The sequence below is a fragment of the Mesorhizobium sp. M7A.F.Ca.US.006.01.1.1 genome, assembly GCF_003997935.1.
GTDB lineage: Bacteria > Pseudomonadota > Alphaproteobacteria > Rhizobiales > Rhizobiaceae > Mesorhizobium.
This window is the reverse complement of the sequence record NZ_RZQL01000039.1, coordinates 1-25,609: the sequence shown is the minus strand read 5'-3', so window position 1 is coordinate 25,609 and position 25,609 is coordinate 1. Positions and strand designations below refer to the sequence as shown.

The window sequence follows — 25,609 nt, the reverse complement described above, 5'->3', positions numbered from 1 at the left end:
CAGTTTGGAGGACAAGACTTTTTTATAGAGGCTGTCGATCCCCCTGCGCCACGTCTCGCCGGTGTTGCCACGCGAATCGACACTGGCGACTTTCCGCACCGTTCTGGCAGGCGCGAAAAGTCCCCCGATAGGGTTTGATAAATTTTGCGGGTCGGCTAAGTTGATCATGGGCACCTTGACTTGGCGCGGGTCCGGCAACCGTCAGACCTTTGCGCAAGAATGGGTAATTACTATCGATGACGAGCGCGGTGCCAGGCACTCTCGCTGCCTTTTTGTGCTTTTTTTCCCTGACCGTCAACGTTTCCGACGCGACAGGCCAGGAAACGGTGGCGAAGCCGGAAAAAAAGACAACTGAAATCAAGATAGGCTATTTGCGGGCCTACGCACCGCAATTGACGCTTTCCATGCTCGACCTGCCGCCACGTGACGAAGGTGTCGCCGGCGCCGAGGTGGCGATCGGCGACAACAACACGACCGGAAAGTTCACCAACCAGAAATTCAGCCTCGACGTGACCGAGATCAAGCCCGACGGCGACGCGGTTCAGGCATTCGAAGGCATGATCGCCGAGGGCGACCGCTATGTGGTCGCCGATCTTTCAGCCAAACAATTGCTGTCGATCGCCGACATCGCCCGCGACAAAGGCGTGCTGATCCTCAACGTCGGCGCTACCGACGACAGCCTTCGCGAGGAAGACTGCCGCATCAACGTTTTCCATATCGCGCCGACGCGCAGCATGCTAGCCGATGCGCTGGCGCAGTATCTCATGGTGAAGAAGTGGCCGAATTGGGTGCTGCTCTATGGATCGCATGAGCAGGATCATCTCTACGCCGATGCGTTGCGCCGTGCGGCAACCCGCTTCGGCGGCCAAATCGTCGCCGAGAAGGAATTCAAGGATACCGGCACAGCCAGGCGCACCGACACCGGCGCCACGCAGATACAGCAGCAGATTTCCGTGTTCACGCAAGACCTGCCGGAGCATGACGTGGTGCTTGTCGCCGACGAAAGCGAGGTTTTCGGCACCTACGTGCCCTATCGCACCTGGACGCCACGGCTGGTCGCCGGCACGGCCGGTCTGGTTGCATCGTCGTGGCATCCCGCCAGCGAACAATGGGGCGGCATCCAGATGCAGAGCCGCTTCCTGAAGACGACGAGCCGGCGGATGCTCTCCAAGGACATGTCGGCCTGGACGGCGGTGCGTGCCGTCGGCGAGGCGACCACGCGCACCAAGGGCGACGATGCGAAAAAGATCAGCGACTACATGCGCTCTAACGATTTTTCGGTTGCTGCTTTCAAGGGGCAGAAGCTGACCTTCCGCAAATGGAACCTCCAGCTTCGCCAGCCGATCCTGCTTGGCGACACCAAGTCGGTCGTCTCGACATCGCCACAAGAGGGCTATCTTCACCAGGTCTCCGAACTCGACACGCTCGGTGTCGATCAGCCGGAAACGAAATGCGCTCTCAAGTAGAGTCAATCGGGAGGAATTTGCGTGCAGAAACGAGCTTGCGCATTCGCCATTCTCGCGGCCGGCCTGACAGCCAGCCCGGCATCGGCCTATACGGCCTACGTTTCCAACGAGAAAGACAACACGATGACCGTCGTCGACACGGCGACGATGCAGGTGGTGAAGACCGTCGAAGTCGGCCAGAGGCCGCGCGGCATCACCATCTCGCATGACGGCAAATTCGTCTATCTATGCGCCAGCGATGACGATACGGTCCAAATCATCGATACCGCGACACTTGAAGTCGTGGGCACGCTGCCATCCGGTCCCGATCCCGAATTGTTCGTGCTCTCGCCTGACGGCAAGACGCTTTATGTCGCCAATGAGGACGATAATCTCGTCACCGCCATCGATGTCGAAAGCAAGCAGGTACTGGCCGAGATTCCAGTCGGCGTGGAACCGGAAGGCATGGGTGTCAGTCCCGATGGCAAGACCATGGTCAATACTTCGGAAACCACCAGCATGGCGCATTTCATCGACACCGGCACGCATGAGGTGACCGACAACGTGCTGGTCGACACGCGCCCGCGCTTCGCCGAATTCAAGCCCGACGGCTCGCAGGTCTGGGTCAGCGCCGAGGTCGGCGGCACCGTCAGCGTCATCGACAACGCCAAACGCGAAGTGGTGAAGAAGATCCAGTTCGCGATTCAGGGACTGCGGGCCGAAACCATCCAGCCGGTAGGCATCGCCATCAGCGCCGATGGCAAAAAAGCCTATGTCGCGCTCGGCCCCGCGAATCATGTCGCGGTGATCAATACCGACACCTACGAGGTGGAGAAATACATCCTCGTCGGCCAGCGCGTCTGGCATCTGGCCTTCACGCCAGACCAGAAAACGCTGATCACCACGAATGGCAATTCCAACGATATCACCTTCATCGACACCGCCACCGACGAGCCGGTCCAATCGCTCACCGTGGGCCAGCAGCCCTGGGGTGTGGTCATTTCGCCCAAATAGCAGACATTGATCATCGGGAGGCTCAAGACATGAAACTTTGCCGCAGATTTTTCTTCGCCGCACTCGCCGGATTTGTCCTTGCTCCGATCGGAGCAAACGCCGACGATGCAACGCCAAAACCGTCGCGTGCCAGCAAGAACCTGCCGGAATTGATTATCGGTTCGTCCGATTCCACCTATGCCGTCAATCAGAAGGACTTCGAGCTGATCGCAGGCCAGGGCTATCGCTGGAAGATCACCTCCAAAGGCGGTTTCGAATACAAGTTCGTGACCGACCTCTTCCGCAATGTCTGGATGGACCAGATCGTCATCAACGATTTGGAAGTGCATATGGACGGCGGACCAGCCTGGCTGGAATTCGACGATGCGGGAACGATCCAGGTACAGTTCCATACCGTTCGCCCGGGCGAATATACCTGGTCGGTTCCCGACCTCGCCGACAAGGGACTGAAGGGCAAGATTACGATCAAGTGAGACAAAAGGCGATCAGGGCGCCAGATAGCCAACGCGTCCTGAAGGAGCGACCCGGCATGCAGCACATGAGGACAAGCGGACCGGGAGACGAGGTGGCGGCGCTCGATGTCGGTGCCGTCAGCCATTCCTATGGCCAGAAGCGGGCGCTCAACGACGTCTCCTTCTCGATCGCGCCGGCGACTTTCACCGTTCTGCTCGGCCTCAACGGGGCCGGCAAGACAACGCTGTTCTCACTGATAAGCCACCTCTACGACACGCGTCGCGGATCGATCCGCATTTTCGGCCATGACATTCGCCGCGCATCCGGCGAAGCGCTCAGACGGGTCGGCATCGTGTTCCAGGCACGCACGCTCGACCTCGACCTCAGCGTCTACCAGAATCTCTCCTACCACGCCTCGCTGCATGGCATTGGCGGGCGTGAAGCTCGCCAGCGCATTGCCGCGCTGCTTGAAACGGTCGACATGCAGGGCCGCCAGCATGACAAGGCACGCAGCCTCTCCGGCGGTCAGATGCGGCGCATCGAAATCGCCAGGGCGCTGCTTCACCGACCTTCCCTGCTCCTGCTTGACGAGGCGACCGTCGGCCTCGACATCGAGTCTCGCGCGGGCATCCTCGCCACCATCCGCAAGCTCGTCCAGGCAGAGGGCATCGGCGTGCTCTGGGCCACGCATCTGATCGACGAAGTCGAAGACGCCGACCATGTCGTCATACTGCGGCGGGGTGACCTGGTCGCGAGCGGCAAGGTGTCGGATGTGATCCGTGCGAACGGCGGAAATTCGATTCGCGAAACCTTTTCGAAGCTCAGCCGCGTCGATGCGGCGGGCATGGCGGAGACGTCACCATGAGCGCTCCCGCGATGCCCGGAAAGGTCGCCGGCATCATGCCGGTGCGGTCTGAGCCATTCGGCCTGCGCCACTATCTCATTTGCCTGAAAGGTGTCGTCCTGCGCGAGTGCCTGCGCTTCCTGCACCAGCGCGAACGCTTCATTTCCTCACTGGTCCGGCCGCTCGTCTGGCTGTTCATCTTCGCCGCCGGCTTTCGCCAGGTGCTCGGCGTGTCGATCATCCCGCCCTACAAGACCTATGTGCTCTACGAGGTCTATATCACACCGGGCCTTTGCGGCATGATCCTGCTGTTTTCCGGCATGCAGTCTTCGCTGTCGATGGTCTACGACCGCGAGATGGGCAACATGCGCATCCTGCTGGTCAGCCCGTTTCCGCGCTGGTTCCTGCTGGTGTCGAAGATGCTGGCCGGTGTGGCCGTATCCATCGTGCAGGTCTACGCGTTCCTGGTCGTTGCCTGGTTTTGGGGCGTCAAGGCGCCGCCACTCGGCTACCTCTACGTGCTGCCGGCATTGTTCCTGTCGGGCATGATGCTTTGCGCGCTCGGCATGCTCTTGTCTTCGCTGATCAAACAGCTCGAAAACTTCGCCGGCATCATGAACTTTGTCATCTTTCCCGGCTATTTCGCGTCTCCGGCGCTGTATCCCTTGTGGCGCATCCAGGAGGCGAGCCCCCTGCTCTACAAGATCTGCCTCTGCAACCCGTTCACCTATGCCGTCGAACTGATCCGCTTTGCCTTCTACGGGCAGATCGAATGGCTGTCGCTGGGCGTCGTCGCCGGCTGCACGCTGCTGTTTCTGGGCGGCGCCATCATCGCATACGACCCTTCGCGCGGTTTGGTGATCCGCAAACAGGACATGGGAGGAAACGCCTGATGGCGCGAATGAGGCTTGCTCACACTCTGGTTCTGGTCGCCACGCTTGCCTCGGGGGGCGCCGGCGCGGCAAACACCGATCCCGACTGGCCCTGCATACAGCGTAAGGTGCCACAGCTCTCGCTTGGCCAGATCTGGAATGGGCCGGAGCTTCCTGCGACCGCGAAGGATTGGGCGAAGGATCCCGGCGTGTCGGCGCTTGTCGATGCGGTGGCGGCCCGGCGGACGCCAATTGCCGAAGCCCAGAAGGAGATCAAGGATTTCGCGACTTCCCTGCCGCCCGAGCAGGTCGCACCAAAAATGACGATGCTGGTGCAGGGAATGTTCGATCACATGGACGCCGAGCGTTCGCACGTGATCTCCGGCATCTCCCGCTATGCCCACAAACAGCTGGAAATGGCGGCACAGTTGCGCAAGGAAGCATCCGAAGTTGACGCGCTGCGCGCCAAGGCCGATGCAGATCCGGACGATGTCGAACGGCGAACCGACCAGCTGAATTTCGCGACGCGAATTTTCCACGAACGCGTCCAGTCGCTGACTTATGTCTGCGATGTGCCGACGATAATCGAGCAGCGGCTTTACCAGTTGTCGAAGACTGTCTCGGAAACGCTCGTCGTGAAGAAATAGACCTTGGCCGCCTGTCTCATGACTCCCTGCCAGGCAGCACACGCCAGCGCTGCACGAAATAATCGGGATGCGTCTCGATCCACCTCGCCACCAGCGGCTGCGCCTGCATGAAGGCAGTCCCGGGATTCATCGCCAGACCGTCTACCATCTGTTCGCGTTGTTCGCAGGTCCGCGGTACATCCGTCAGGCAGACCATCATAACGAGTGTATAAAGCATTACCCCTTTTCCCCATCGAATTCCCGAATCCCTACCCGGGAGGTTTCCGAACAGTCTGCAGGGGTTGCACATACAGATCGCCTACGGGTGTGAAAGGACGCGGCCCCCGCTCTTTCGCACTGCAACATAATATATCGCTTATATATCACCAACGATCGCGGGCGTTCTCCACCGGACTTTCATCCGTAGCGTTCGTGCAATGTCATCCCGCCTTGTCTGGATACAGCTTTCCGAAAAGGGGCAGGTACATCGCGCCCTTGCGCATCAGGAAATCGTTGAACGTAGCCATCGCCGGCGAGATTGCGTGATCGGTTCGCATCACCGAGAACCATTGCCGGCGGATCGGCATGCCGACAACGTCGAGGATGACAAGCCGGCCTGCTTCGGTTTCCGCAGCGATGGTGTGGGCAGAGATGAAGGCGATGCCCAGACCAGCCATCACCGCCTGCTTGATCGTTTCGTTCGAGGCCATCTCGACACCGAGGTCGTCGATGCGCCCAGGCACGTCGCTCAGGAATATTTCCAACGAGATGCGGGTTCCGGAGCCGGGCTCGCGAATAAGGAAATGCTCCTCCGCGATCCGCTCCTTGGAGATATCGCGTGCCGCCACCAAGGGATGGTCGGGCGGCGCGATGATGACCAGCGGGTGATCACCGAAGACCGAAGCACGCACCGGAACCTCTTTCGCCGGACGCCCCATCAGCGCGATATCGATGTCGTGGTTCCTGAGGTTGTCGATCGTCTGGGCACGATTGCCGATGGCAAGCCGCATGTCGATGTCGGGATGGTCCTTCATGAACGCAGCCATCAGCCGTGGCGCGAAATATTTGGCTGTGGAGACGACGCCGAGCCTCAAGCTGCCGGTGCGCACGCCCTTGATGGCATCCATCTTGTCTTCGAGCAAACCGAGATGCTCCTCGATAACCTGCGCTGTCTCGACGAAAGCCAGACCTGCGGCAGTGGGACGCATGCCGTCCGATGTTCGGTCGAACAGAGCCAGCTGGAATTCTTCCTCCACTTGCCGCAGTTGGATCGTCAGCGCTGGAGGAGACAGACCTAACATCTTGGCCGCGCTGACAATTTTGCCGCACTTGATGATTGCCTGGACGGTCTTGAAATGCTTGAGCGTAAGGTTCCTCATGCCGCATACTAAATTATTTTTAGTGAGTCGGTAAAGTTATTGAATTTTACTTATCTATCGACCTTTGCTTCCATTCCTCCAGTCCAGCCGCTCCGAGGAGATGCGGCCGGACCGGGAGGTTACGATGCCAGCGGCAACGCTCGATGCTTTTCTGAACTCCTATCTCGGCCAACCTGACGAATTCCGCTCGGCAGTCGTGACGACCGTCCGTCAGTTGACACAGGCCGCCGTCAAGGTCCGCAACACCATCAACCAAGGGGTGCTCGGCGCCGCCTTTGCCGAAACCCGTGGCGCCAATGCCGACGGCGACGTTCAGAAGGATCTCGACGTCTTCTCCGACGACATCTTCCTCGACGCCATGCGCCGTGCGCCGGTCGCGCTTTACGCCTCCGAGGAGCTGGAGCAGCCGGTCCTGCTCGACAGGCAAGCGCCACTGGCCATTGCGATCGACCCGCTCGACGGCTCTTCCAACATCGACACCAACGTGTCGATCGGAACGATCTTCTCGCTCCTGACCGCAACTGGCGCGCCGGACGCTGATCCGGCCGCCTCTTTCTTGCAGGCGGGCGTGAACCAGCTAGGCGCCGGTTTCTTCATCTATGGGCCGCAGCTGGCACTCGTCCTGTCGCTCGGCAGCGGCACGCATGTCTTCGTCTTCTCGACAAGGCTCGGCACCTTCGTCCAGGCCTATGAAAGTCGGATCATTCCGCAACGCACTCAGGAGTTCGCCATCAACGCCGCCAACTACCGGCACTGGGACGAGGCTGTGCGGCTCTACGTCGACGACTGCCTGGAGGGTACCGAAGGACCGCGCGAGAAGGATTTCAACATGCGCTGGATCGCCTCTCTGGTCGCCGACTGTTACCGCATATTGATGCGCGGCGGCGTTTTTCTCTACCCCGGCGATCGGCGCAAGGGCTATGGTCAGGGACGGCTGCGCCTCGTCTACGAGGCCAACCCGATCGCCTATCTCATAGAACAGGCTGGTGGTGCCGCCACCGACGCGATCACCCGCATCCTGGAAATCGAACCCGAGAGCCTGCATCAGCGCGTGCCGATGATCTTCGGGTCGGCGCGGGAAGTCGCGCGCATCACCCGCTACCACACAGAGCCGAGCAACATCGGTGAGCGTGCGCCGCTGTTCAGCCGCCGCGGCCTGTTCAGAGCCTGAGCAGCACCATGTCAGCCAAGCACCCCATCATCACCATCACCGGGTCGTCGGGCGCCGGCACGACCTCGGTCAAGCGCATCTTCGATCTGATTTTCCGGCGCGAGAACATCGAGGCCGCTTTCATCGAGGGCGACGCATTCCACCGCTACGACCGCGCGGCGATGAAGGCAAAGGTGGCAGAAGAGGAAAAGGCCGGCAACCCGAACTTCACCCATTTCAATGCCGCGGCCAACGAACTCGGAATTCTCGAAGAGGTGTTCGCGGAATATGGCCGCCGCGGAACGGGCAAGACCCGCACCTACATTCATGATGAGGAAGAGGAAAAGCAGCACGGCACGCCACCGGGAACCTTTACCGAATGGCGCGAATTCGCTCCCAGCGACCTGCTCTTCTACGAGGGGCTGCACGGCTGTGTCGTCACCGACACGATCAATTTGGCCAAGCATGCGGATCTCAAGATCGGCGTCGTGCCGGTCATCAATCTCGAATGGATCCAGAAGATCCATCGCGACCGTTCGACACGCGGCTATTCCACCGAGGCGGTGATGGACGTGATCCTGCGCCGGATGCCCGACTATGTCCGCTACATTGTCCCGCAATTCTCGCAGACCGCCATCAACTTCCAGCGCGTGCCGATCGTCGACACGTCCAACCCGTTTATCGCGCGCTGGATTCCGACGCCCGACGAATCGATGCTGGTTATCCGCTTCGCCAATCCGCGCGGCATCGATTTTCCCTATCTGCTGTCGATGATCCACGACTCGTTCATGTCGCGGCCAAATTCCATCGTGGTGCCAGGCAACAAGCTCGATCTTGCCATGCAGCTGATCCTGACGCCGCTCATCCTGCAATTGGTTGAACGCAAGAGCCGTGTGTCGTGAGGAGGATGCAATGACAAGCCAAACAGCACTGAAGCCCGTCACCACAACCGCTCCCGTCTCGGAGCGCGACATGGCGAACGCCATTCGCGCGCTGGCGATGGACAGCGTCCAAAAGGCGAATTCAGGTCACCCCGGCATGCCGATGGGCATGGCCGATGTCGCAACGGTGCTGTTCAACCGCTTCATCAATATCGATCCGTCGAGGCCGGAGTGGCCCGACCGTGACCGTTTCGTGCTTTCAGCAGGCCACGGCTCGATGCTGCAATACGCGCTGCATCATCTGCTCGGCTATGAAGACATGCAGATCGAGGAATTGCAGCGATTTCGGCAGTTGGGCAGCCGCACCGCCGGACATCCGGAATACGGCCATGCGCTTGGCGTGGAGACCACCACCGGACCGCTCGGACAAGGCATTTCCACGGCGGTCGGCATGGCGCTGGCGGAACGCATGCTTGCCGCCCGCCATGGTGCCGATCTGGTCGATCATCATACCTATGTGATTGCGGGCGACGGCTGCCTCCAAGAGGGCATCAGCCACGAGGCGATAGACCTCGCTGGTCACCTGAAGCTTTCCCGCCTGATCGTCTTTTGGGACGACAATGCGATTTCCATTGACGGGCCGACCTCCCTCTCCACGTCGATGGACCAGCCGGCGCGCTTCAAGGCCGCCGGCTGGGATGTCCAAAGCGTCGCCGGCCACGACATGGAGGCAGTCGCCGCGGCAATCGAGGCGGCGCGGCGGTCGGATCGGCCATCGCTGATTGCCTGCCGCACGGTGATCGGCATGGGTGCCCCCAATCTCGGCGGTTCGGAGAAGACGCACGGCGCACCGCTGGGTGAAGCAGAGATCGCCGCGACGCGCGAAAACATCGGCTGGGCGCACGCGCCGTTCGAGGTGCCGGATGATATCCTTTTCGCCTGGCGCGAGATTGCCGGTCGCGGCGAAGCGATGCGGCGCGGCTGGGAGCAGCGGCTTGCCGCCTCGCCGCGGCGCGAGGCTTTTGAAAACGCCGTCGCCGCCGAACTGCCCGACACGGTCTTCGACGCGCTCGAAGCCTTTCGTCGCGAACATGTCGAGAAGGCAACCAAGGTGGCGACGCGAAAAGCCTCTGAAATGGCGCTGGAGGCCATCAACGGCGCAACGGAATTGACCGTCGGCGGCTCGGCCGATCTGACGCACTCGAATCTGACGATCACCAAGGGCATGAACCGCATTGCGCCGAGTGACTATGCCGGCCGCTACATTCACTACGGCATTCGTGAGCACGGCATGGCGGCCGCCATGAACGGCATCGCGCTGCATGGAGGTTTCGTGCCCTATGGCGGTACGTTCCTGTGCTTCGCCGACTATGCGCGCGGCGCGATGCGGCTCTCGGCGCTCATGGGCCAACGCGTCATCTATGTGATGACACACGATTCCATCGGCCTCGGCGAGGACGGCCCGACGCACCAGCCGGTCGAGCACCTTGCGATGCTGCGTGCCACGCCTAATCTCAACGTCTTCCGCCCGGCGGATATCATCGAAACGGCGGAGTGCTGGGAACTCGCGCTAAAGAGCAAGGATCGGCCGAGCGTCCTGGTGCTGTCGCGCCAGAACCTGCCGATGCTGCGTCAGGCGCACAGCGGCGAGAACCGCTCCTGCCAGGGCGCTTACATCCTGCGCGAGCCGGCAAAGCACCGCGCCGTCACCTTGATCGCCACCGGCTCGGAGGTCGAGATCGCGGTTGCTGCCGCCGAAAGGCTGGAGACCGAGCATGGCGTCGCCGCCGCCGTCGTCTCGATGCCGTGCTGGGAGCTTTTCGAGGAGCAGGAAAGCGCCACCCGCAAGGCCGTCCTCGGCTCGGCGCCGCGCGTCGCGGTCGAAGCGGCAGCCCGGCTGGGCTGGGACCGCTGGATCGGCGAGACCGGCGCTTTCGTCGACATGACCGGCTTCGGCGCCAGCGCCCCTGCCCCCGACCTCTACCGGCATTTCAACATCACGTCCGAAGCGGTTGCTGCAGCGGCGCTGAAGCTCATCATCTAGGAGGATTCAAATGGCTCGCATCACCCTTCGCCAGCTTCTCGACCATGCCGCCGAGCACGGCTACGGCGTACCGGCATTCAACATCAACAACATGGAACAGGGCCTCGCCATCATGGAAGCGGCCAAGGCCTGCGACGCGCCTGTCATCATCCAGGCTTCGCGTGGCGCCCGGACCTATGCCAACGACATCATGCTGGCCAAGATGATGGAGGCGCTGACCGAAATCCACCCGGCCATCCCACTATGCATCCATCAAGACCACGGCAACAGCGAGGCCACCTGCCTTTCCGCGATCCGCCACGGCTTCACCTCGGTGATGATGGACGGATCCTTGATGGCGGACGCCAAGACGCCGGCAAGCTACGACTACAACGTCGCCATAACCGAACGCGTCGCACGTATGGCGCATTGGGTCGGCGCTTCCGTCGAAGGCGAACTGGGCGTGCTCGGCTCGCTGGAAACCGGCCAAGGCGAGGCCGAGGATGGCCACGGCGCCGAGGGCGCGCTCTCCCACGACCAACTCCTGACCGATCCCGATCAGGCGGTCGACTTTGTGACTGCAACCCAGGTCGACGCGCTGGCGATTGCCTGCGGCACTTCGCACGGCGCCTACAAATTCACCCGCAAGCCGGACGGCGACATCCTGGCCATGCAGGTGATCGAGGCTATCCACGAGAAGCTGCCCAACACGCATCTGGTCATGCACGGCTCTTCCTCTGTGCCGCAGGAGTTGCAGGACATCATCAACAGATATGGCGGCGAGATGCCCCAGACTTTTGGCGTCCCGGTCGAGGAGATCGAGCGGGGCATCCGCTACGGCGTGCGCAGGTCAACATCGACACCGATTGCCGCATGGCCATGGCCGGGCAGTTCCGCCGCGTCGCGACGGAAGACCCGCGCGAGTTCGATCCCCGCAAATTCCTGAAGCCCGCCATGGATGCCTTGCGCGACCTTTGCCGGGACCGCTTCGAGCGTTTCGGTACGGCGTCCAACGCCTCGAAGATCAAGGTCATCGCCATGGACGAGATGGCGAAACGTTACGCCGGGGGAAAACTCGACCCCCAAATCGCAACCGCGAAAGCCGCCTGAGCAACAAACAGGAGACCTGTCATGAACAAGATCGACATACTGCCAGCGGGGACGCTCAAGGAAGGCAAGGAACGCTACAAGTCAGGGGTCATCCCCTACAAGAAGATGGGCTACTGGGAGCCTGACTACAGGCCCAAGGAAACTGATCTGATCGCCATGTTCCGGATCACGCCGCAACCCGGTGTCGACCACGAGGAGGCGGCGGCCGCCATCGCCGGTGAATCCTCCACCGCGACGTGGACCGTGGTGTGGACCGACCGGCTGACGGCTTGCGAGCTCTATCGCGCCAAGGCGTTCAGATCCGAGCCGGTGCCGAACACCGGCCCCGGAACCAAGACCGAGCAACAGTACTTCGCCTACATCGCCTACGACCTCGACCTGTTCGAGCCGGGCTCGATCGCCAACCTGACCGCATCGATCATCGGCAATGTGTTCGGCTTCAAGGCAGTCAAGGCGCTGCGGCTGGAAGACATGCGTATCCCGGTGGCATATCTCAAAACCTTCCAAGGGCCGGCGACCGGCATCGTGGTGGAGCGTGAGCGGCTCGACAAATTCGGCCGGCCGCTGCTCGGCGCGACGACGAAGCCGAAGCTCGGTCTGTCGGGCCGCAATTACGGCCGCGTCGTTTACGAAGCGCTGAAGGGCGGCCTCGATTTCGTCAAGGACGACGAGAACATCAACTCGCAGCCCTTCATGCATTGGCGCGACCGCTTCCTCTACTGCATGGAGGCCGTGAACAAGGCGTCGGCCGCCACCGGCGAGGTCAAGGGCCATTATCTCAACGTCACCGCCGGCACGATGGAGGAGATGTACGAGCGCGCCGAATTCGCCAAGCAACTTGGCTCCTGCATTGTGATGATCGATCTGGTCATCGGCTACACGGCGATCCAGTCGATGGCCAAGTGGGCACGCCGCAACGACATGATCTTGCACCTGCACCGTGCCGGCAACTCGACCTATTCGCGCCAGAAGAACCACGGCATGAATTTCCGCGTCATCTGCAAATGGATGCGCATGGCCGGCGTCGATCATATCCATGCCGGCACGGTGGTCGGCAAGCTGGAAGGCGACCCGCTCATGATCAAGGGATTTTATGACACGCTGCGCGAGGAGCGCACGCCTCAGAACCTCGAAACCGGGCTGTTCTTCGATCAGGAATGGGCCTCGCTCAACAAGGTGATGCCCGTTGCCTCGGGCGGCATCCATGCCGGCCAGATGCACCAGTTGATCCACTATCTCGGCGAGGACGTCATCCTGCAGTTCGGCGGCGGCACGATCGGCCATCCGGACGGTATCCAAGCAGGCGCGACGGCCAATCGCGTCGCCTTGGAAGCGATGATCCTGGCCCGCAACGAGGGGCGCGATTATTTGCGCGAAGGGACCAAGATCCTCGAACAGGCGGCCAGATGGTGCACGCCGCTGAAGGCTGCCCTGGAGACCTGGAAGGACGTCACCTTCAACTACGAATCGACCGACACGGCCGACTTCGTGCCAACCGCAACGCCCAGCTTCTAGACGAAAGGAACCGTCGTCATGATGACCAATCCGGGAAACAAGGTCACACAGGGGCAGTTCTCGTTCCTGCCCGACCTGACCGACGAGCAGATTTCGGCGCAGATCAAATACGCGCTGAAGAACCATTGGGCGGTCAGCGTCGAGTACACGGACGATCCGCATCCGCGAAATACCTATTGGGAAATGTACGGCAACCCGATGTTCGACTTGAAAGATCCGGCGGGCATACTGCTCGAGGTCAATGCTTGCCGGAAAGCCTGTCCGAACATGTATGTGCGGGTAACCGCCTTCGATTCGACCAAAGGCTGGGAAGCGCCGCGCATGTCGTTCATTGTCAACCGGCCTCCTAGCGAACCCGGGTTCCGGCTGCTGCGCCAGGAGCGCGACGGCCGCAGCCAGGGTTATTCGATCGTGCCTTATGCGACCGACAGGCCCGAAGGCGAGCGGAGCTAGCCGAACCATGCTGAACGCGATGACCAAGGACGCTGCCGCACAGGAAGCGACGGTTGATCTGCAGGCCGAGTTCGAGGCGTCCAACATCGATGAGGTGATGGACAGGCTCGACCGAGAACTCGTCGGCCTGAAGCCGGTGAAGACCCGCATCCGCGAGATCGCCGCTCTCCTCCTGGTCGACCGGCTTCGCCGCAAGTTCGGGCTGACCTCGGGCGCCCCGACGCTGCACATGAACTTTACGGGAAATCCCGGCACCGGAAAGACCACCGTGGCGCTGAGGATGGCCGAAATCCTGCATCGTCTGGGCTATGTCCGCGAAGGCCACATGGTCGCCGTGACGCGCGACGATCTCGTCGGCCAGTATGTGGGCCACACCGCGCCCAAGACCCGCGAGGTGATCAAGCGTGCCATGGGCGGCGTGCTTTTCATCGACGAGGCCTACTATCTCTACAAGCCCGAGAACGAACGCGACTACGGCCAGGAATCGATCGAAATCCTGCTGCAATGCATGGAGAACAACCGTGACGATCTGGTTGTGATCCTTGCCGGCTACAAGAACAAGATGGACCGCTTCTTCGACAGCAACCCCGGCATGCGTTCGCGCATCGCCCACCATCTCGATTTCCCCGACTACGGTGTCAGCGAACTGAAATCGATCGCCGAGATCATGCTCGCGGAGCAGAATTATTGCCTCAGCGAGGCGGCATCCCGTGCGCTCGAAGAGTATCTCCCGATCCGCATGAGGCTGCCGCATTTTTCCAACGCGCGTTCGGTCCGCAATGGGCTCGACCGGGCGCGGCTGCGGCAGGCCAACCGGCTTTTCGCATCGCGCAGCCGGGTGTTGACCAAAGCCGATCTTATCACCATCGAGGAATCCGACATCCGCGGCAGCCGCGTGTTCGCCGAAGGGAAACTCGAAGGCGAACCGGAGACGAAGATGCGCTGACAGGATGAAGCCGGCTGGCGCAGCGACCAACACCCGCAGACAGGATTGGAGACGACGACCATGGTCACCAGGACAATCATCGCACCCTCCGTGCTTTCCGCGGATTTCTCGCGGCTCGGCGACGAGGTCGAAACTGTCGTGCGGGCGGGTGCCGACTGGATCCATCTCGACGTGATGGACGGCCACTTCGTGCCCAACATCACCTTCGGTCCGCCGGTGATCAAGGCGATCCGCGACCGAACGGACAAAATCTTCGACTGCCATCTGATGATCGCGCCGGCCGACGCCTATCTGGCTGCCTTCGCCGACGCCGGCTGCGACATCATCACGGTGCATGCAGAGGCAGGGCCGCATCTCGATCGTTCCCTGCAGGCGATCAAAAATCTCGGCAAGAAGGCCGGCGTATCGTTGAACCCTTCGACGCCGGAGAACGTCATCGAATATGTGCTCGACAGGCTCGACCTGGTGCTTCTGATGACGGTCAATCCAGGTTTCGGCGGCCAGGCCTTCATCTCCGCGATCATCGAGAAAATCAGGAGAATCAAGGCACTGGTTGGCCACCGCCCGATTGACATCGAAATCGATGGCGGCGTCACGGCCGAAACCGCCCCGCTGGTCGCCGCGGCCGGTGCCAATGTTCTGGTCGCCGGGTCGGCCGTGTTCAAGGGGGGCACCGAGGCAGCCTATCGCGCCAACATTGGAGCCATTCGACAGGCGGCCGACGGTGCGATCCGGAAAGCCGCGTAAACCATTCCATCGGAGGCAAGCATGGCGGCCGTCCCCCCTGTCTGCGATTTTGGCTGGCCCGCCATCGATGCCGTTTTGCCCGGCGTCGACGGCAGGTCGCATTCGATCTTCAGCCAGGCCGGCCCGAACGGCCTGGTCGTGGCCTTCATCTGCAATCACTGCCCTTACGTGAAGGCGGTGATTTCACGTATCGTGCGCGATGCCAACGACCTCAAGGCCGAAGGTATCGGCTTTGTCGCGATCAACTCGAACGATGCCGACACCTACCCGGCGGATTCCTTCGACCAGATGAAGCTCTTCGCCACGACGAACGGCTTCGGCTTCCCTTACCTACACGACCAGCACCAAACTGCGGCGCGCGATTACGCTGCCGTGTGCACTCCCGATTTCTTCGGGTTCAACAGCGAGTTGGGATTGCAATATCGCGGTCGGCTGGACGCCTCGCGACGAGAAGCCGGAGCGCCCGGGCTGAGACGCGATCTGTTCGAGGCGATGAAGCAGGTTGCCCGAACCGGCGACGGGCCGCTGGACCAGATCGCCTCGATCGGCTGCTCGATCAAATGGAAGGATGCCGCATGAACGTCGGCGCAGGTAGGCCGCTTCGATCGCCGAAGGCGATCCTGTTCGACCTCGACGGCACGCTGGTCGACTCGGCACCGGACATAGCGGCCGCCGTCAACGAGTTGCTGGCCAGCCGCGATCTGCCGCCGCTGCGCCTGGATCGGGTCAAGGCCATGATCGGCGGCGGTGTCAGGAAATTGATCGAGCGAGCCTTCGCGGCGTCGGGAGCGCCACTGCTCGGCAACGCTCTCGATGAGGCAAACCGCGTCATGGCGCCTATCTACCGCCGGCATCTGACAGGCCTGACAAGGCTGATGCCTGGCGTCAGGGAGGCTCTCACGCACTTTCATTTGGGCGGAGTAAGCATGGGAGTGGCAACCAACAAACCGCAGTTGGCGACCCGCGAAATCCTGCTTCATTTCGGATTGACGGAATATTTCGGTGCGATCGTTGGCGGAGACGCGGTGACATACCTGAAACCGGCGCCCGATGCCCTGCTGCTGGCGTTGGCACAGCTTGGCGTCGACCCGGGTGACGCGCTGCTGGTCGGAGACAGTGGTGCTGACCTGGGGGCCGCACGCGCCGCCGGCATGGCCGTCATTCTGTTGCGCGGCGGCTACAGCCACATTCCGGTGGAAGAGCTTGGCGCCGACCTTGTTTGCGAGAGCCTTTTCGATCTGCCTTCGGCAATGCAGAGGCTGCAAGCCGATGCGTGATCGAGGCGAACGCCGGCCGAACGCAAGTTCGAACGGCCGGCGGCGCGCTATTTCGAGAATTGCTTCAGATAGGCGATGACATTGGCAATGTCTTCCTCCTGTTTGAGGCCGACAAACGCCATCTTTGTTCCTTTGACCATGGCCTTGGGATCGTGAAGGTAAGTCTTCAGCGTGGGTTCATCCCATTTGACGCCGGACTTGCCTGCCGCGACCATCGCCTGAGAATAGCTGAACCCCGGGTGCGTGCCGGCCGTTCGGCCGATGACGCCGTTCAACGACGGGCCGACCTTGTTCTTGTCCTGGTCGGCGACATGGCAGACCTTGCATTTGGCGAAGACCTTCTCACCCGCCGCCGCATCCTGTGCCTGGGATTGGCTCGCGATGAAGGGCACAACGGACATGACTGCGAAAAATGCGATTGCGCGCATGGCATTTCCTCATTGATCGTCTGGGTGCCCTGGACGATTTGCGCACGCCGATCCTTTGATCCGTCGGTATGCGCCTTACGCGGTGGAGTGGAAATTCCGCTTCTCCCGTGGAGCCGCGCCGCGTGACTCGGAAGCTAATTGGCATGTTGTGAAAGTCAACCGTACAAAGGTTTAGGGGCCTGGGTGCTCAAGGGCCCTGTCCATTCGTCTTTGTTGACGGCTACCGGGCGAGCGCGTAGCTTGACCTCATTCCGGTTTCTCCATTGGCACCTCGAGAAATCCGGCGAGTGGTGATTTTGTCCTGGCTCCTGGTTGGGCTGGACTCGCCGAGATGGGCGTTTGGGAACGCGCAAGAGGTGCTGAATGGACATGGTCGATCTCATATTGACGGTTTGCCTCAGCGCCAATCCGAGCAATTGCCGAGATGAACATCTCTATTTCGAGAGCCGCGGCACTCTGTTCCAATGCATGTTCCTTGCCCCCAGCGAAATCGCGAAATGGTCTCAAGAACACCCGACCCTCAAGGTCATGCGCTGGAAATGCGCATTTCCGAGCAAGGAACGAGCCATCTGATTTGGCAGTGCGGAACCCTGGGGAGGAGGTGTCATGATGGTTTCACGGCGCATGACGCTGCGTCTGGCGGTCCTCGGGACAGCCGCTGTTCTTGCTACCAAGCCGGCCGTTGCGGCAGCCAGGATTCGCCTCGGTGTGCTGAAGTTTGGAACTGTGAGTTGGGAACTCGATACGCTACGGCAGCACAAGTTCGATGCCGCGAACGGGATCGATCTGGAGATCATCGACTTCGCCGGCGAGGATGCAACCAACGTCGCGATGCTGGCTGGCGCGATCGATATGATCGTCTCCGACTGGCTATGGGTCTCGCGTCAGCGCTCCGAAGGCGGCGACCTCACATTGACCCCCTATTCCACCGCCGTGGGGGCGATCATGGTGAAGGAGGGTTCGCCGATCCGGACGGTCGCCGATCTCAAGAACAAGAAGATCGGCGTCGCCGGCGGCCCGCTCGACAAGAGTTGGCTGCTGATACAAGCGCTGACCAGGCGCGATCTCGGCGTCGACCTGTCGGCAACCAGCGACATCGTCTTTGGCGCGCCGCCGCTGATTTCGGAAAAGGCGATACAGGGCGAACTCGATGCAGTGCTGAATTTCTGGCATTTTTGCGCCCGTCTCGAGGCCAATGGCTTCCGTCGATTGATCGGCGTGAATGACGCGGCAAAAGCGCTTGGGGCTCTGGGACCCGTGTCGGCGCTCGGTTACGTCTTCCATGACCAATGGGCGAGCGAGAACCCCGATGCCGTCAGGGGTTTCGTGAGGGCGTCCGCGCAAGCCAAGGACTTGCTGGCCAGATCCGATGACGAATGGCTGCGCCTGGCGCCGATCATTCGCGCGGAAGGCAAGGAACTGGCACAACTGCGCGATCGCTACCGCCAGGGCATTCCCAGACGGTCGGTCGCCGAGGAAGCGGCCGACGCCGGCAGGCTATACCATGTGCTTGCGTCGGTCGGCGGCGCGAAGCTTGTCGGCAGCGCGCCGGAAATGGCGCCCGGCACGTTCTGGCAGGAACCCCGGAAATGACCGCATTGGGAACCGACGGCACGCGTGATGCCCCGCCGAGCATGTCCGGCCGACGCAGCCTGGCGACGGCGCTGGTGCCCCCGCTGACCGTAGCGGTTTCCCTGCTCGCGCTTTGCCTGCTGTGGAACCTTGCGGCAAGCGTCTGGCCAAGCCGTGCCTTTCCAGGACCTGCGCAGGTCTGGCAGGTGCTTCTCAAGGAGGCTGCGAACGGCGACCTCTTTTACCATCTCAGCGTGACCCTCGGCCGGGTCGCCGCGGCGTATATCGTCGCAATGATCATCGGATCCATCATCGGCGTTTTGCTCGGCAGCTATCGTCGCGTCGACCGTTTTTTCAACCCGTGGGTGATCCTGTTCCTCAACATCCCGGCGCTGGTGGTCATCGTCCTCGGCTACATCTGGTTCGGCCTCAACGAGGCGGCGGCGATCGGCGCGGTGGCGGTGAACAAAATTCCGAATGTCGTGGTGACGATGCGTGAAGGCGCCAGGACGCTTGATCCAAGTTACGCCGAAATGGCCACCGTCTATCGCTTCGGCCGTCTCGATCGAATCCGCCATATCCTGCTGCCGCAATTGCAGCCCTATCTTGCCGCCGCGTCGCGATCCGGCATCTCCCTCATCTGGAAGATCGTCCTGGTCGTCGAACTGCTCGGCCGCTCGAACGGTGTCGGCTTCCAGATCCATCTCTATTTCCAGCTCTTCGACGTCGCCGCCATTCTTGCCTACACGCTGGCTTTCGTGGCCGTGATGCTTGTCATTGAACTTCTCCTGGTGCAGCCCGTTGAACGACATGCAACCCGTTGGCGCCGTCGTCCCGCTTAAGGTCGACATCGCCGAAAAGACCTTCAGGTCCGCGCGAGGCGTCTCGATCACGGCGCTTCAGGACCTTTCCTTCGAGGTCCGGCAAGGCGAATTTGCCTGCTTGCTCGGACCGTCGGGCTGCGGCAAAACCACGACGCTGCGTATCCTGCTTGGCTTGGACAAAGACTTTTCCGGCTCCTTCCAGTTGCCGCAAGGAGGGTCGAACCGCATCGCCGCCGTTTTCCAGGAACCGACCCTGCTGCCGTGGCGAACGGTGGAGCAGAATGTCAGGCTGGCGTTGCCGAAAAGCTTGAGAGCGAAAAAACTCGACGGGCTGTTCGACACGCTCGGCCTCGCCGGCATGCGCTCGCTCTATCCTGCCGAACTGTCGCTTGGCCTTGCGCGCAGGGCAGCACTTGCCAGGGCTTTCGCCACCGAGCCGGCGGTGCTTTTCCTGGACGAACCCTTTGTCTCGCTCGACGAACAGACCGCCGAGCGGCTTCGGCATCTGCTTTTGACCGTGTGGTCGGCACGGCCAACGACCGCCTTGATGGTGACGCACAATCTACGCGAGGCACTGATGCTGTCGGACCGCATCATCGTGCTCGCGCCGCGGCCAACCCATGTGCTCGGCGTGTTCGACGTACGGTTGCCACGGCAACATCGCAATTCGCAGGTGATGAGCGATCTTCTGCGGTCGTTGCATCACAGATTTCCGGACGTCACCTGATCGCCTGCAGGTGAAATGCATATCGGAGACCTTCATGATTGATCGGCTAAGACGCAGGCTTGTAAGTGGCTTCGCCTGTACCGCCGCCAGCGCCGCCTTGCTGCCGTGCTGCCTCGGACGAGCCGTTCTGGCCGCAGGCGGCAGTTCTCGGTTCTCGGTCAGGCAAATCGCCGACGGCGTCTTCGCCTTCCAGGGCGCGGATGAATTGATGACCGCCGCCAATGACGGTGCGATCTGCAATCTGGGCGCCGTCGTCGGCGCCGATGCGGTTGCCGTCATCGACAGCGGTGGCAGCCTGATCGAGGCGCACGCCCTTCTCGCCGCGATCGGAAAGGTAACAGCAAAGCCGGTTCGCTTCCTGGTCAACACCCACATGCACCCCGACCACATCTTCGGCAATGCGGCATTCCGGGAGATCGGCGCGACCATCGTCGGTCACCGCAATCTGCCGCGCGCCCTCGACGCGCGTGGCACGTTCTATCTGCACAACTACCGCGAACAGCTTGGCGAGGCGCTGATGGAGGGGGTCGAGATCGTGTCTCCGACCATGCTGGTCGACGATCACCTGCAACTCGACCTCGGCGGGCGCATGATCGAACTGCGGGCATGGAAGGCGGCGCACACCGACAACGACCTGACCGTATTCGATACCGCGACCAGAACGCTCTTTGCCGGCGATCTCGTGTTCATGGGCTCCTTGCCGACGCTCGACGGATCACTGCTTGGATGGCTCCGCCAGATGGATGTGCTCGCCGCGATCGGCGCCGCGCGCGTCGTTCCAGGTCATGGTCCTGTAACGGCCGACTGGCCACAGGCGCTGGCGGGGGAGCGACGCTATTTCGAGATTCTGGCGCGCGATATCCGCAAGGCGATCGCCGACGGAACGCCGCTGCGCGAAGCAGTCAAAACCGCAGGCGAAAGCGAACGGGATAATTGGCACCTGTTCGACGATTACAACGAGCGCAACGCAACGGCCGCATTTGCCGAACTCGAATGGGAATAGACGACGCCGACATGCGCCAGGCAGCTGTAAGGCGCGGCGATTTGCCAAGGCGTCGCCAAAGGCTTATCCTCAACGCCAGCCTGGGCACCACCTCTCTTGCATTGGTGGAGGCATCGAAATGCAAAATCACGCTTACTCGAGCCGGCAGCTCGCCTTGCCGCTCGCATCCGTTTTCGCCGCGATCATCTTGACCATCGGCACGTTGCTCGGCTCCTCGGGAGTCGCCAACGCACAGCAAACAACCGCGTCCTCGGACAGGATCTGGCATGACTTGAAGGGCGACGTGTTTGGCGATCGGGTAATTCTGGTCGATACCGGCGTCGTCAGGATCGAAGCGCCGAAGCGGGCGCAGGATGCCGCCATCGTGCCCGTCGACATCTATCTCGATCCAGCCAAGGCGCCGGACGGCATCAAATCCGTTACCCTGATCATCGACGCCAACCCTGCACCGGTGGCGGCGACGTTCCAGCTCGGCAAGGATGCCGGCGTGACGCATCTGTCGACGCGGGTGCGCGTCAACGACTATTCCTATCTGCGTGCCATCGCCGAGACGCAGGGCGGCCAACTCCATATGTCGCAGACCTTCGTCAAGGCGTCAGGCGGATGCTCCGCCCCTGCGGTCAAGAACCAGGACGAGGCCAACGCGACGATGGGTCAGATGAAGCTGCGCCAGTTCCCGCCCAAAGAGACGATGACCAAGACCGAGGAACTGCAGTTGATGATCCGGCACCCTAACAATTCGGGGCTGCAACGGGATCCGCTGACCCAGTATTTCATACCGGCGCATTTTGTCCAGAAACTGTCGATCTCCCAAGCCGGCCAGCCGATCCTCTCCATGGAAGGTGGAATATCGATTTCGGAAGACCCCAATTTTCGATTCGATTTCACTGTGCACGGCAATGGCGAAATCCAGGTTGAAGCGATCGATACGGACGGCAAAACATTTCGCAATCAGTGGCCGCTGGAGACAGCGGGACTCTGAAGTCTCGATATCTTGTGCCGGACTGCCGGGTGCTTGCCAGCTTGATCCCGAAAGCGGAGCTTGTTTCGGGAAGATACTGTCCAGACAAAGGATGGAACTCCATCCGGCTTGCGGATGGAGCAGGCTCTAAAAGCAGCGCACGTCGGCTTCCGACTGCGCGCGCTTCAATTCGGTACGGGCTGCCTTCGCCGGTGCGCTTTCGCGAAACAGCCCTGCGTTTTCGCCTGTGGTCAAAGACATGCTCTTGAAAGTCTCGGCTCTCTCATAGTGGTCGTAGGGAAGGATCGAGGCGATGACGTCGATCGAGCAGGAACAGCTTTCCAGCGCCTGACGTGTCTGGCCGTTCGTCTGCATGCAGCCGAGCACGTAATCGGCAATCGTTGCTGTCGGGTAATCTCCTGCGGCGCCCGCCGGTTTTGCGAAGGCCAGCGGCGCGGCAAGGAGCAGCGGCAAAGTCGAAAATCCAACATATCTGATCACGGGAAAACCTCCGGTTAGCCTGGGCGCGATGCGCCCTATCGGGATCACCGTGGCAGTTGGCAACGTGCTGCAGAGTCAGTCAAGCGCCCATGGCTTCCGTATACGACCAAAGGAGGAATGCAGTGCTGGTCGACGGTGGTTCCGCATGGCGGCCCCATGGCCCGCTCCACTCCCCAACTCCCACGATCATCTCATGCTTGGCTCACTATCGATTCCCGGTGGGGCGCGTACATGGCCAGGCCGAGACATCGAAGTGAATACCTCCAAATAAAATCCATACTTAGGTGAAATGTAAAACTCAAAAAATAATCAAATTTTATGCGGCCCATCGTTATTTCGCGGTCAGGAATACTTCATCTAACAAATACTGTCCTACTTATTTCCTTATATTGCACCGCATCATTTACGATATTGCGGTGCAAAAAAACACCCAGGCTTTTTTGCTTGCCTAGCGTTTTGCGATGACATAGCCTCACCCTGTTTCCGGCTTCAAGGGCGTCACCGTCATTAGGGAGCGGCGACAGTCTTTCGTAGGCCAAGGTGAGGTGGGCAGTAACGGTGCCCTCTGCACATCTGGCTTAGGTCGTGACACGCTGCCGGAAATATTTCCCCCCCGTGAATCGCTTGGGCAAGCCCTTGTGGGCTCAGCAAATGATTCATCACTATGAACCTCGGGAGGAATTCGGATGCGTGTACTTACGAAAGCTACCTATATTCTAACCACTGCGGCGTTTCTGTCGCTCGGCGCGGCCTTTACGGCGTCGGCTAACGAGGACCTTGCAAAGCTGGCTTCGGATTCGAAGAACTGGGCAATGCAGACGGGTGACTACGCCAACACCCGCTATTCCAAACTCAACCAGATTACTGCGGACAATGTGAAGAACCTGCAGGTCAAGTGGACCTTTTCCACCGGCGTGCTACGAGGCCACGAGGGTGGACCGCTTATCATCGGCGATGTGATGTATGTCCACACGCCTTTCCCGAACAATGTCTTTGCGCTCGATCTCAAGAATGACGGGAAGATCCTCTGGAAATACGAACCCAAGCAGGATCCCAACGTCATTCCGATCATGTGTTGCGATACGGTCAATCGCGGCGTTGCCTATGGTGACGGCAAGATCATTCTCAATCAGGCAGACACCACGGTCGTCGCTCTCGACGCGAAGACCGGCAAGGTCGTCTGGTCGGTCAAGAACGGCGACCAGACCGATGGCGGCAAAGGCGAATCCGGTACGGCTGCCCCCGTCGTCGTCAAGGACAAGGTGCTCATCGGCGTATCCGGCGCCGAATTCGGCGTTCGCGGCTGGCTGGCCGCCTACAATCTGAAAGATGGCAAACTTGCCTGGAAAGCCTATTCGGAAGGTCCGGACGCAGACACCCTGATCGATCCCGAAAAGACCACGCAACTCGGCAAGCCGGTTGGCAAGGATTCCGGCACGAACACCTGGGAAGGCGAGCAGTGGAAGACCGGTGGCGGCACGACATGGGGATGGTATTCCTATGATCCCAAGCTGAACCTGGTCTACTATGGCACCGGCAATCCCTCGACGTGGAACCCGGTCCAACGCCCCGGCGACAATCGCTGGTCGATGACGATCATGGCCCGCGATGCGGATACCGGTGTTGCCAAATGGCTCTACCAGATGACCCCGCATGACGAATGGGACTATGACGGCATCAACGAGATGATCCTCGTCGATGGCATGGAGGTCAACGGCGCCAAGCACGACGTGCTGGTGCATTTCGATCGTAATGGTTTTGCCTACACCATGGATCGCGCCAACGGCGACCTTCTCGTCGCCAAGAAGTACGATCCGGCCGTGAACTGGGCGACGGAAGTCGTCATGGACCCCAAGAGCGAACAATATGGTCGCCCGCAGGTCGTGGCGAAATATTCGACCCAGCAGAACGGCGAAGACACCAACTCGACGGGCATCTGCCCGGCGGCGCTTGGAACGAAGGACCAGCAGCCGGCGGCCTATTCGCCGAAGACCGGGCTGTTCTATGTCCCGACCAACCATGTCTGCATGGACTATGAGCCTTACAAGGTGAGCTACACCGCCGGTCAGCCTTATGTTGGCGCCACCGTGTCGATGTATCCCGCACCCGGCGGCGACGGCAACATGGGCAACTTCATTGCCTGGGATGCGGCCAAGGGCGAGATCGTCTGGTCGAAGCCCGAGCAGTTCTCGGTGTGGTCGGGCGCGTTGGCGACAGATGGCGACGTCGTCTTCTACGGTACACTCGAAGGCTACATCAAGGCGGTCGATAAGGACGGCAAGGAACTCTACAAGTTCAAGACCCCGTCCGGCATCATCGGCAACATCACGACCTACGAGCAGGGCGGCAAGCAGTACATCGCCGTTCTGTCCGGCGTAGGTGGCTGGGCAGGTATCGGCCTGGCAGGCGGCCTGCTTTCGCCTGACAACGCCGCTGCCTGGCATGGCGCCGTCGATCAGGGCCGCGCGCAAGGCGACCAAGCCGCTGTCGTTGGTACAGCTGGCCTGGGTGCTGTCGGCGGCTACGCGGCACTTGCCGACTACACGACGCTGGGCGGTCAGCTCACCGTCTTCGGTCTCCCGGATTGATGCGCTGGGAACCTTGAGCACGCCTCCGGTCTTGTGAGACCAAAGGCTTGAAGAACGAGAGCCCGGATCATCCGGAAGCCATGGCCGGGCTCTTGATTCAGTTGCGCACCCAAAAACACCGATCAATGCCGGTCGCGACAGCAAAACCGTGTCCATTGGCAAATGAAGGAAGCGTTTGAATGTCCGTTCGCATTGTAATTTCGGCTTTGGTCCTGGCTCTGCTGCCTCTGGCAAGCTCAGGCGTCGCCCAGGCCGACGACAGCATGGAAA

26 protein-coding genes and 1 pseudogene are annotated in these 25,609 nt (G+C 61.0%); 23 read left to right on the top strand and 4 right to left on the bottom strand.

What is annotated here, in order from left to right; translation table 11 throughout:
- Window positions 1-236: 236 nt before the first annotated feature.
- Genes EN943_RS09820 through EN943_RS09795 form a run of 6 tightly spaced genes read left to right on the top strand, consistent with a single transcriptional unit; the run spans window position 237 to window position 5,275 of the window.
- Window positions 237-1,466, top strand: coding sequence for an ABC transporter substrate-binding protein (locus EN943_RS09820; protein WP_127412442.1), 1,230 nt, complete (start codon window positions 237-239; stop codon window positions 1,464-1,466).
- Window positions 1,467-1,487: 21 nt separating this feature from the next.
- Window positions 1,488-2,459 carry a YVTN family beta-propeller repeat protein gene (locus tag EN943_RS09815; RefSeq protein WP_127412441.1) on the top strand — a complete coding sequence of 324 codons (972 nt, stop codon included), beginning with the start codon at window positions 1,488-1,490 and terminating at the stop codon, window positions 2,457-2,459.
- A 29-nt stretch (window positions 2,460-2,488) separates the two neighbouring features.
- Window positions 2,489-2,932: a hypothetical protein gene (locus EN943_RS09810; RefSeq protein ID WP_127412440.1), complete on the top strand. Its 444-nt coding sequence runs from the start codon at window positions 2,489-2,491 to the stop codon at window positions 2,930-2,932.
- 56 nt (window positions 2,933-2,988) lie between these two features.
- Entirely contained in the window at window positions 2,989-3,777 is a 789-nt protein-coding gene (locus EN943_RS09805; protein WP_127412439.1) for an ATP-binding cassette domain-containing protein, read from the top strand.
- A gap of 35 nt (window positions 3,778-3,812) precedes the next feature.
- Entirely contained in the window at window positions 3,813-4,649 is an 837-nt protein-coding gene (locus tag EN943_RS09800) for an ABC transporter permease (RefSeq protein WP_164778138.1), read from the top strand.
- A complete protein-coding gene (locus tag EN943_RS09795; protein WP_127412437.1) occupies window positions 4,649-5,275 on the top strand; it encodes a hypothetical protein in 627 nt (208 codons plus the stop codon). The genes EN943_RS09800 and EN943_RS09795 overlap by 1 nt, the downstream gene beginning before the upstream one ends.
- Window positions 5,276-5,291: 16 nt before the next feature.
- On the opposite strand, the gene EN943_RS09790 is transcribed toward EN943_RS09795, so the two are convergent.
- Both EN943_RS09790 and EN943_RS09785 read right to left on the bottom strand, forming a co-directional pair.
- Window positions 5,292-5,492 carry a hypothetical protein gene (locus EN943_RS09790; protein ID WP_127412436.1) on the bottom strand — a complete coding sequence of 67 codons (201 nt, stop codon included), beginning with the start codon at window positions 5,490-5,492 and terminating at the stop codon, window positions 5,292-5,294.
- 202 nt (window positions 5,493-5,694) lie between these two features.
- Window positions 5,695-6,633 carry a LysR family transcriptional regulator gene (locus tag EN943_RS09785; protein ID WP_013532051.1) on the bottom strand — a complete coding sequence of 313 codons (939 nt, stop codon included), beginning with the start codon at window positions 6,631-6,633 and terminating at the stop codon, window positions 5,695-5,697.
- 124 nt (window positions 6,634-6,757) lie between these two features.
- On the opposite strand from EN943_RS09785, the gene EN943_RS09780 reads away from it, so the two are divergent.
- The 10 genes and pseudogenes from EN943_RS09780 to gph all read left to right on the top strand — a co-directional run bounded on the left by EN943_RS09780 (window position 6,758) and on the right by gph (window position 16,735).
- The gene (locus tag EN943_RS09780; protein ID WP_127412435.1) at window positions 6,758-7,804 is read left to right on the top strand and encodes a class 1 fructose-bisphosphatase; all 1,047 of its coding nucleotides are present in this window, start codon (window positions 6,758-6,760) and stop codon (window positions 7,802-7,804) included.
- A gap of 8 nt (window positions 7,805-7,812) precedes the next feature.
- A complete protein-coding gene (locus tag EN943_RS09775) occupies window positions 7,813-8,685 on the top strand; it encodes a phosphoribulokinase (RefSeq protein ID WP_127412434.1) in 873 nt (290 codons plus the stop codon).
- A 10-nt stretch (window positions 8,686-8,695) separates the two neighbouring features.
- The gene (tkt, locus tag EN943_RS09770; protein ID WP_127412433.1) at window positions 8,696-10,708 is read left to right on the top strand and encodes a transketolase; all 2,013 of its coding nucleotides are present in this window, start codon (window positions 8,696-8,698) and stop codon (window positions 10,706-10,708) included.
- A 10-nt stretch (window positions 10,709-10,718) separates the two neighbouring features.
- A pseudogene (gene fba / locus EN943_RS09765) lies at window positions 10,719-11,797 on the top strand (class II fructose-bisphosphate aldolase).
- 21 nt (window positions 11,798-11,818) lie between these two features.
- Entirely contained in the window at window positions 11,819-13,312 is a 1,494-nt protein-coding gene (locus EN943_RS09760) for a ribulose-bisphosphate carboxylase large subunit (protein WP_013532056.1), read from the top strand.
- Between the two features lie 18 nt (window positions 13,313-13,330).
- On the top strand, window positions 13,331-13,765 hold the full coding sequence (locus EN943_RS09755) for a ribulose bisphosphate carboxylase small subunit (protein ID WP_013532057.1): 435 nt from the start codon (window positions 13,331-13,333) through the stop codon (window positions 13,763-13,765).
- A gap of 7 nt (window positions 13,766-13,772) precedes the next feature.
- Window positions 13,773-14,711 (top strand): CbbX protein, encoded by a 939-nt coding sequence (gene cbbX, locus EN943_RS09750; protein WP_127412432.1) that lies wholly within the window; start codon window positions 13,773-13,775, stop codon window positions 14,709-14,711.
- Between the two features lie 60 nt (window positions 14,712-14,771).
- Complete coding sequence (gene rpe / locus EN943_RS09745) at window positions 14,772-15,458, top strand: ribulose-phosphate 3-epimerase (protein ID WP_127412431.1); 687 nt, start codon at window positions 14,772-14,774, stop codon at window positions 15,456-15,458.
- Between the two features lie 21 nt (window positions 15,459-15,479).
- The gene (locus tag EN943_RS09740) at window positions 15,480-16,037 is read left to right on the top strand and encodes a thioredoxin family protein (protein ID WP_127412430.1); all 558 of its coding nucleotides are present in this window, start codon (window positions 15,480-15,482) and stop codon (window positions 16,035-16,037) included.
- The gene (gene gph / locus EN943_RS09735) at window positions 16,034-16,735 is read left to right on the top strand and encodes a phosphoglycolate phosphatase (RefSeq protein ID WP_127412429.1); all 702 of its coding nucleotides are present in this window, start codon (window positions 16,034-16,036) and stop codon (window positions 16,733-16,735) included. The genes EN943_RS09740 and gph overlap by 4 nt, the downstream gene beginning before the upstream one ends.
- Before the next feature lie 47 nt (window positions 16,736-16,782).
- Here gph and EN943_RS09730 read toward each other — a convergent pair whose 3' ends face one another.
- Window positions 16,783-17,163, bottom strand: coding sequence for a cytochrome c family protein (locus EN943_RS09730; protein WP_127412428.1), 381 nt, complete (start codon window positions 17,161-17,163; stop codon window positions 16,783-16,785).
- 363 nt (window positions 17,164-17,526) lie between these two features.
- Here EN943_RS09730 and EN943_RS09725 point away from each other — a divergent pair, with 363 nt between their 5' ends.
- The 6 genes from EN943_RS09725 (at window position 17,527) to EN943_RS09700 (ending at window position 22,271) form a co-directional block, all read left to right on the top strand.
- Complete coding sequence (locus tag EN943_RS09725; RefSeq protein WP_013532063.1) at window positions 17,527-17,736, top strand: hypothetical protein; 210 nt, start codon at window positions 17,527-17,529, stop codon at window positions 17,734-17,736.
- Window positions 17,737-17,769: 33 nt separating this feature from the next.
- A complete protein-coding gene (locus tag EN943_RS09720) occupies window positions 17,770-18,756 on the top strand; it encodes an ABC transporter substrate-binding protein (RefSeq protein WP_127412427.1) in 987 nt (328 codons plus the stop codon).
- Window positions 18,753-19,577 (top strand): ABC transporter permease, encoded by an 825-nt coding sequence (locus EN943_RS09715; RefSeq protein WP_127412426.1) that lies wholly within the window; start codon window positions 18,753-18,755, stop codon window positions 19,575-19,577. The genes EN943_RS09720 and EN943_RS09715 overlap by 4 nt, the downstream gene beginning before the upstream one ends.
- A complete protein-coding gene (locus EN943_RS09710) occupies window positions 19,546-20,286 on the top strand; it encodes an ATP-binding cassette domain-containing protein (protein ID WP_127412451.1) in 741 nt (246 codons plus the stop codon). Before EN943_RS09715 ends, EN943_RS09710 begins: the two co-directional genes overlap by 32 nt.
- 34 nt (window positions 20,287-20,320) lie before the next feature.
- On the top strand, window positions 20,321-21,289 hold the full coding sequence (locus tag EN943_RS09705) for a quinoprotein relay system zinc metallohydrolase 2 (RefSeq protein WP_127412425.1): 969 nt from the start codon (window positions 20,321-20,323) through the stop codon (window positions 21,287-21,289).
- A gap of 118 nt (window positions 21,290-21,407) precedes the next feature.
- Complete coding sequence (locus EN943_RS09700) at window positions 21,408-22,271, top strand: quinoprotein dehydrogenase-associated SoxYZ-like carrier (protein WP_127412424.1); 864 nt, start codon at window positions 21,408-21,410, stop codon at window positions 22,269-22,271.
- Window positions 22,272-22,397: 126 nt separating this feature from the next.
- Here EN943_RS09700 and EN943_RS09695 read toward each other — a convergent pair whose 3' ends face one another.
- Window positions 22,398-22,751 (bottom strand): hypothetical protein, encoded by a 354-nt coding sequence (locus EN943_RS09695; RefSeq protein WP_127412423.1) that lies wholly within the window; start codon window positions 22,749-22,751, stop codon window positions 22,398-22,400.
- 686 nt (window positions 22,752-23,437) lie between these two features.
- On the opposite strand from EN943_RS09695, the gene EN943_RS09690 reads away from it, so the two are divergent.
- Entirely contained in the window at window positions 23,438-25,339 is a 1,902-nt protein-coding gene (locus tag EN943_RS09690; protein ID WP_127412422.1) for a methanol/ethanol family PQQ-dependent dehydrogenase, read from the top strand.
- The last annotated feature ends 270 nt before the right edge of the window (window positions 25,340-25,609 follow it).

Coding starts and splice junctions, on each gene's coding strand:
- EN943_RS09820 (WP_127412442.1), top strand. CDS start 237: ATGACGAGCGCGGTGCCAGGCACTCTCGCTGCCTTTTTGTGCTTTTTT.
- EN943_RS09810 (WP_127412440.1), top strand. CDS start 2,489: ATGAAACTTTGCCGCAGATTTTTCTTCGCCGCACTCGCCGGATTTGTC.
- EN943_RS09805 (WP_127412439.1), top strand. CDS start 2,989: ATGCAGCACATGAGGACAAGCGGACCGGGAGACGAGGTGGCGGCGCTC.
- EN943_RS09800 (WP_164778138.1), top strand. CDS start 3,813: ATGCCGGTGCGGTCTGAGCCATTCGGCCTGCGCCACTATCTCATTTGC.
- EN943_RS09795 (WP_127412437.1), top strand. CDS start 4,649: ATGGCGCGAATGAGGCTTGCTCACACTCTGGTTCTGGTCGCCACGCTT.
- EN943_RS09790 (WP_127412436.1), bottom strand. CDS start 5,492: ATGCTTTATACACTCGTTATGATGGTCTGCCTGACGGATGTACCGCGG.
- EN943_RS09785 (WP_013532051.1), bottom strand. CDS start 6,633: ATGAGGAACCTTACGCTCAAGCATTTCAAGACCGTCCAGGCAATCATC.
- EN943_RS09780 (WP_127412435.1), top strand. CDS start 6,758: ATGCCAGCGGCAACGCTCGATGCTTTTCTGAACTCCTATCTCGGCCAA.
- EN943_RS09775 (WP_127412434.1), top strand. CDS start 7,813: ATGTCAGCCAAGCACCCCATCATCACCATCACCGGGTCGTCGGGCGCC.
- tkt (WP_127412433.1), top strand. CDS start 8,696: ATGACAAGCCAAACAGCACTGAAGCCCGTCACCACAACCGCTCCCGTC.
- EN943_RS09760 (WP_013532056.1), top strand. CDS start 11,819: ATGAACAAGATCGACATACTGCCAGCGGGGACGCTCAAGGAAGGCAAG.
- EN943_RS09755 (WP_013532057.1), top strand. CDS start 13,331: ATGATGACCAATCCGGGAAACAAGGTCACACAGGGGCAGTTCTCGTTC.
- cbbX (WP_127412432.1), top strand. CDS start 13,773: ATGCTGAACGCGATGACCAAGGACGCTGCCGCACAGGAAGCGACGGTT.
- rpe (WP_127412431.1), top strand. CDS start 14,772: ATGGTCACCAGGACAATCATCGCACCCTCCGTGCTTTCCGCGGATTTC.
- EN943_RS09740 (WP_127412430.1), top strand. CDS start 15,480: ATGGCGGCCGTCCCCCCTGTCTGCGATTTTGGCTGGCCCGCCATCGAT.
- gph (WP_127412429.1), top strand. CDS start 16,034: ATGAACGTCGGCGCAGGTAGGCCGCTTCGATCGCCGAAGGCGATCCTG.
- EN943_RS09730 (WP_127412428.1), bottom strand. CDS start 17,163: ATGCGCGCAATCGCATTTTTCGCAGTCATGTCCGTTGTGCCCTTCATC.
- EN943_RS09725 (WP_013532063.1), top strand. CDS start 17,527: ATGGACATGGTCGATCTCATATTGACGGTTTGCCTCAGCGCCAATCCG.
- EN943_RS09720 (WP_127412427.1), top strand. CDS start 17,770: ATGATGGTTTCACGGCGCATGACGCTGCGTCTGGCGGTCCTCGGGACA.
- EN943_RS09715 (WP_127412426.1), top strand. CDS start 18,753: ATGACCGCATTGGGAACCGACGGCACGCGTGATGCCCCGCCGAGCATG.
- EN943_RS09710 (WP_127412451.1), top strand. CDS start 19,546: ATGCAACCCGTTGGCGCCGTCGTCCCGCTTAAGGTCGACATCGCCGAA.
- EN943_RS09705 (WP_127412425.1), top strand. CDS start 20,321: ATGATTGATCGGCTAAGACGCAGGCTTGTAAGTGGCTTCGCCTGTACC.
- EN943_RS09700 (WP_127412424.1), top strand. CDS start 21,408: ATGCAAAATCACGCTTACTCGAGCCGGCAGCTCGCCTTGCCGCTCGCA.
- EN943_RS09690 (WP_127412422.1), top strand. CDS start 23,438: ATGCGTGTACTTACGAAAGCTACCTATATTCTAACCACTGCGGCGTTT.